The sequence below is a fragment of the Streptomyces apricus genome, from assembly GCF_008369065.1.
Taxonomy (GTDB): Bacteria; Actinomycetota; Actinomycetes; order Streptomycetales; family Streptomycetaceae; genus Streptomyces; species Streptomyces apricus.
Genome location: NZ_VDFC01000040.1, coordinates 909990 through 915658, shown reverse-complemented (window position 1 = coordinate 915658; position 5669 = coordinate 909990). Strand labels below are relative to the sequence as shown.

The 5669-nt window shown below is 73.9% G+C and carries 4 protein-coding genes; 2 read left to right on the top strand and 2 right to left on the bottom strand.

The features are described 5' to 3' along the window. Positions 1 to 135 precede the first annotated feature (135 nt). A complete protein-coding gene (locus FGF04_RS17170) occupies positions 136 to 969 on the top strand; it encodes a hypothetical protein (RefSeq protein WP_149512132.1) in 834 nt (277 codons plus the stop codon). Positions 970 to 1211: 242 nt separating this feature from the next. Here FGF04_RS17170 and disA read toward each other — a convergent pair whose 3' ends face one another. Both disA and radA read right to left on the bottom strand, forming a co-directional pair. Beyond that, positions 1212 to 2336 carry a DNA integrity scanning diadenylate cyclase DisA gene (gene disA / locus FGF04_RS17165; protein WP_149512131.1) on the bottom strand — a complete coding sequence of 375 codons (1125 nt, stop codon included), beginning with the start codon at positions 2334 to 2336 and terminating at the stop codon, positions 1212 to 1214. Between the two features lie 71 nt (positions 2337 to 2407). Continuing rightward, positions 2408 to 3817: a DNA repair protein RadA gene (gene radA, locus FGF04_RS17160; protein WP_149512130.1), complete on the bottom strand. Its 1410-nt coding sequence runs from the start codon at positions 3815 to 3817 to the stop codon at positions 2408 to 2410. Between the two features lie 221 nt (positions 3818 to 4038). Between radA and FGF04_RS17150 the strand changes: the two genes are divergently transcribed. After that, positions 4039 to 5669 (top strand): BACON domain-containing protein (locus FGF04_RS17150; protein WP_223146387.1); only part of this gene is annotated, 1631 nt, incomplete at its 3' end.

Genomic DNA, 5669 nt, shown 5'->3' with positions numbered 1-5669 from the left:
GGTGGGGGGTTTGTGTTGTGTTCCGCACCCCACGCTCCGGGTGAGCCGGCGTTCCGGGCCGATGATCAGAAAAAGTTGGGGTGTTGAGCGGCGGGTGGGGCCGGTGGAGCGCCGAGACTCTCGTAGAGTTGCGCCGTGGGATCTATGCGCAATCCGGTCGGGCCGCTTCCCTCCTCCATCTACTGGCGACGGAGGGCCATTCTGGTGTCCGTGATCGCGGTGTTGGCCCTGTTGATCACCTGGTTGATCACCTCCGGAGGCGGGGGCGGCGGGGGGAACGACGCCGACGGGCCCGACGGCAAGAACCCCACCGCGTCGATCACTCCGGGCCCCTCCGGTTCGGACCCCGCGATCAGCCAGGCGCCGGGCGGACGCGACGAGTCGAGCGAGGGCGGCGACGGGGACGGCGGTGACGGCGGCTCCGGTGGTTCGGGCGGCTCGGCGGGCTCCGGCGGCTCGGACGGTTCCGCCTCGGGCGGTTCCGGTTCCGGCGGCGGCGCGGGCGGCGCCGACGACGGCGAGGGCGGCGGAGGCTCAGGCGACACGGTTCCGGCCGGGTCCACCCTTCCCGACTGCGTGCCGGGGTCGGTGAAGCTGACGCTGCGCAGTGTCAGCAACTCCTACGCGCCCGACGAGAAGCCGACCTTCGAACTGATCGCCAGGAACTCCTCCGACCGCGACTGCAAGCTCGATCTCGGCCCCAAGCGGGCGGTGCTGACGATCACTCAGGCGAAGGGCGACGACGAGATCTGGTCCTCGGCGGACTGCCCGACGGGCGCCGCGAGCATCCTCTTCCGCGTCCCCGCGAACGACAAGGTCGTCCGCACCGTCGAGTGGAACCGCAAGGCGAGCGCCCCGCAGTGCGCGACCCCGCCGGCCCTAGCGGCCACCCCCGGCACCTACTTGGTGGAAGCAAAGGCCCCGGACCTCCCCAAGACCCAAACATCCTTCGTCCTGAAGAAGGACTGAAGGCCCGCACCACAGGGGCACGGGGAACGCCGCAGTCCTGTGCCTTCAGGCCCGCGGGGAATGGCGCGATCTTGTGCTTCTAGGGGCGCGGGGAACGGCGCAGTCTTTTGCCTTCAGGGGCGCGGGGAACTGCGCAATCTTTTTGCTTTTAGGGGCGCGGGGAACTGCGCGAGCAACCCCCACCGGCCGGCACTGAAAAGACCAGCCCGGCCCAGGAAGGGCACCCCCAAGCCGCCGGCAGGCTACACGTAGCGCTCAAGGATCGAGGACTCCGCCAACCGCGAAAGCCCCTCCCGCACGCTCCGCGCCCGCGCCTCCCCCACCCCGTCCACCGTCTGCAGATCGTCCACGCTCGCGGCGAGCAGCTTCTGCAGCCCCCCGAAGTGCTCGACCAGCCGGTCGATGATCGCGCCGGGCAGCCGCGGCACCTTCGCAAGCAGCCGGAACCCGCGGGGCGACACCGCGGAGTCGAGCGCCTCGGGCGACCCCGTGTACCCCAGCGCCCGCGCCACCGTGGGCATTTCGAGCAGCTCGGCGTGCGACAGCGCGTCGAGCTCGAACAGCGCCTCGTCCACCGTGCGGGACCGCTTGGCCGTCGGCTCGGGCACGTAGTCCCGCACGACCAGCGACCGCTCCGGCTCGACCCCGGCGATCAACTCGTCCAGCTGCAGCGCGAGCAGCCGCCCGTCCGTGCCCAGCTCCACCACGTACTCGGCGATCTCGGTCGCGATCCGCCGCACCATCTCCAGACGCTGGGCCACCGCCGACACGTCCCGGACGGTGACCAGGTCCTCGATCTCCAGCGCGGACAGCGTGCCCGCGACCTCGTCGAGCCGCAGCTTGTACCGCTCCAGCGTGGCCAGCGCCTGGTTCGCGCGCGACAGGATCGCGGCCGAGTCCTCCAGGACCCGCCGCTGCCCGTCCACGTACAGCGCGATCAGCCGCATGGACTGGGAGACGGAGACCACGGGGAAGCCGACCTGCTTGCTCACCCGGTCCGCCGTGCGGTGCCGCGTGCCCGTCTCCTCGGTGGGGATCGTCGGGTCGGGGACCAGCTGCACGCCGGCCCGCAGGATCTTGGTGATGTCCTTGTCCAGCACGATGCCGCCGTCGAGCTTGCACAGCTCGCGCAGCCGCGTCGCCGTGAACTCGACGTCCAGCACGAAACCGCCGCTGCACATCGCCTCGACGGTCTTGTCCCAGCCGAGCACGATGAGCCCGCCGGTGTTGCCGCGGAGAATGCGCTCCAGGCCGTCACGCAGCCCGGTGCCGGGGGCCACGGCGCTCAGGGACGTGCGCATCAGGCCATCGGCACCGGAACTCCCGCCGGACTTGCCGGGAACTGCTGCCCGGTCGTTGGCTGCCACTGCACTCCTCCGGTCGCAGGCTCTTTGAGGGCGCCCTCGGTTCGTACGGACGGGCGAGACCTGGGCAAAGTCTACCGGCGGTCCTCCTCGTCCCGTGGGGCGTCCCGCCGACGCGACCTCGGCAGGACCCGCAGCGCGTCCCCCATGTCGGCGACTTCCAGGACCTTCATACCGGGCGGGACCTTGCCCGGGTCGGCCGGGACGAGGGCGTGGGTGAAGCCCAGACGGTGTGCCTCGGAGAGCCTGCGCTGGACGCCCGTGACCCGTCTGACCTCGCCCGCGAGCCCCACCTCGCCGATCGCGACGAGGTTCTGCGGCAGCGGGGTGTCGCTGGCCGCGCTGGCCAGCGCCAGGGCGATCGCGAGGTCCGCGGCGGGCTCGGAGAGCTTCACGCCGCCGACCGTCGCGGTGTAGATGTCCCGCTTCCCGAGGGCGCTGATCCGGCCGCGCTGCTCCAGGACGGCGAGCATCATCTGCACCCGGGAGGTCTCAAGGCCCGAGGTGGTGCGCCGCGGGGTGGGGATCTGGGTGTCCACGGTGAGCGCCTGCACCTCGGCCACCAGCGGGCGGCGGCCTTCCAGGGTGACGGTCAGGCAGGTGCCGGGGACCGGCTCGGAGCGCCGGGTCAGGAAGAGGCCCGAGGGGTCGGCGAGCCCGGTGATGCCCTCGTCGTGCAGCTCGAAGCAGCCGACCTCGTCGGTGGTGCCGTACCGGTTCTTGACGCCCCGCACGAGCCGCAGGCGCGCGTGCCGGTCGCCCTCGAAGCTCAGGACGACATCCACCAGGTGCTCCAGGAGGCGCGGCCCCGCGATGTTGCCGTCCTTGGTGACGTGGCCCACCAGGAGGGTGGCCATGCCGCGCTCCTTGGAGGCGCGGATCAGCGCGCCGGCCACCTCGCGCACCTGGGACATGCCGCCGGGGGCGCCGTCGATCTCCGGGGAGGCCACCGTCTGCACGGAGTCGACGATGAGCAGGGACGGCTTCACCGCGTCCAGGTGCCCGAGGACCGCGGACAGGTCGGTCTCCGCCGCCAGGTACAGGTGGTCGTCGATCGCCTTGATGCGGTCGGCGCGCAGGCGGACCTGGCTCGCGGACTCCTCGCCCGTGATGTAGAGCGTGCGGTGGTCGTCGCTCGCCGCCTTGGCCGCCACGTCCAGCAGCAGGGTGGACTTGCCGACGCCCGGCTCGCCCGCCACCAGCACCACCGCGCCCGGCACGAGACCGCCGCCGAGCACGCGGTCCAGCTCGGGCACCCCGGTCGAGCGGGCGGTCGCCTGCTTGCCGTCCACCTGGCCGATGGGCAGCGCGGACGTGGTGACGCGGCCGGGGGCCGTCGTGCGCACCGCGGGGGCGCCGTACTCCTCGATCGTCCCCCAGGCCTGGCACTCGGCGCAGCGGCCGAGCCACTTGACCGTCTGCCAGCCGCACTCGGTGCAACGGTAGGAGGGCCGGTCCTTCGCGGTCTTCGTACGGGCAGCCATGACACGAACCGTAACCGCCGCCACTGACAGCGCGGTCACGGCCGTCCGGAACGCCGTACCGACGGCCCGGCGCCCTTCGCCCTCCGGGCCCGTTCCGTCAAGGGGACGACACCGGATGCAAGGTTCCTGTCCTCTTATGAGGGATCGTTTCACCCGTACGGATTAAAAGTGCTCAAGCGGGGAGAAGGTGCCGCCGCCGGGCGCCTACGGTCGCACGGGTGATGAGCAGCAGGCCCGAGACCTCGACCCGCACCACCGGCGCACACCGGGCGCACCGCGAGGCGCGCGACCGGGCGGCGGCACGCGCGCTGGCGCAGTCCCCGCCGGCCCGCTACGAACCGTACCTGGACGGCCTCTTCACCTACTGTCTGTCCGTCCTGTGCGACCACGACACCGCGACCGCCGCCCTGGGCGACGCCCTCGCGCTCGCCGAGCGCCGCGGCCAGCGCGGCCCGGAGGAGCCCGGTCACCGCAGGGCCTGGCTGTACGCGCTGGCCCGCTGGTCCTGCCTGCGCAAGCTCGCCGAGGCCAAGCAGAAACGTCATGGCACCCACGCGTCGGGCTCCGCCTCGGCCCCCTCCACCCCGGGCGCCTCCTCAGGTCCCTCCCCTTCGGGGCGCCCGGCGGGGCACTCTGCGGGCCCGGACCGCGCGCACGACCGCACCGGGGACCGCGACCGTTCCGGCGGCCGCGACCGTTCCGGGGACCGTGACCGCGACCGTTCCGGCGGCCGTGGCGCCGGTGACCGGAACGCCGGCCTCCCCGCCGCGGAGGAGGCCCGCCGCCACCGCGAACTCACCCTGCTGGCCTGGCCGGAGGCCGCCGGCACGACCCCCGAGCAGCGCGAGGCGCTCGAACTCGCCGTGCGCCACCAGCTCGCCGCGCACGAGGTCGCCGCCGTCCTCGGCATGGACCCGGTCGCCGCACGGGAGCTCCTGGCGGCGGCGGCCTGCGAGGTCGAGCGCACGCGCGCGGCCCTGGCCGTCGTCCAGACCGGTACCTGCCCCGGCGTCGCCCGGCTCACCGGCGACCGCCCCCTCGTCCTCGGCACGGCCCTGCGCCGCGAACTGGTCCGGCACGTCGACGACTGCCCGCGCTGCCGCCGCACCGCCGAGCGCGCGGTGCCCGGCGCCTGGCCCGGCACCAGCGTCACGCCCGCCGCGCTGCCCGTGCTCGAAGCCCCGCGCGCGGCCCTGCACCGGGCGCTGACGCACCTCCCGCGCGCGCGGGGCGGCGGTCCGCGCTTCGACCGGCGCGGTTTCCCGATGGACCCCAAGGACCACGCGGCCCGCCGGGACCGCCTGCGCGCGCGTGCCGTCACCACCACGGTCGTCGCCACCGTCGTGGCAGCCCCCGTGCTCGCCCTGTGGGCGGCCTACCGGGGCGCGCCCCTGCTCGGCGAGGGCGCGGACGGACGGCCGGTCACGGCGAGCGAGGCCCAGGACCCGGAGGCCCTGGGCGACGGGTCCGCCGGCTACGAGAACGCCGGCAACGCCCGTACGCGCCCGGGCTCCCGCTTCACCCCGCGCAGCGGTTCGCCCGACGTCTCCGTGGAGGTCGCCGGCGTGGCCTCGGGGCAGGAGCGGGGCGGCCTCTCCGTGACGGCCGACTCCAGCGGCGACACCACGCTCGTCACCCTCACCGCGGCGGCCGACGGCCCGCCGGTCCGCTGGTCCGCGCGGACCGGGGCGTCCTGGCTCTACCTGAGCCGCTCGTCGGGGACGCTGCGGCCGGGGGAGTCGGTGACGATCAGGGTGCACGTCGACCCCCTGCGCGAGCCGAACGGCGCGTGGAGCGCGCGGGTGGCGATCGCGCCGGCGGGGGCGGTCGTGACGATCAGCGGGTACGGGGC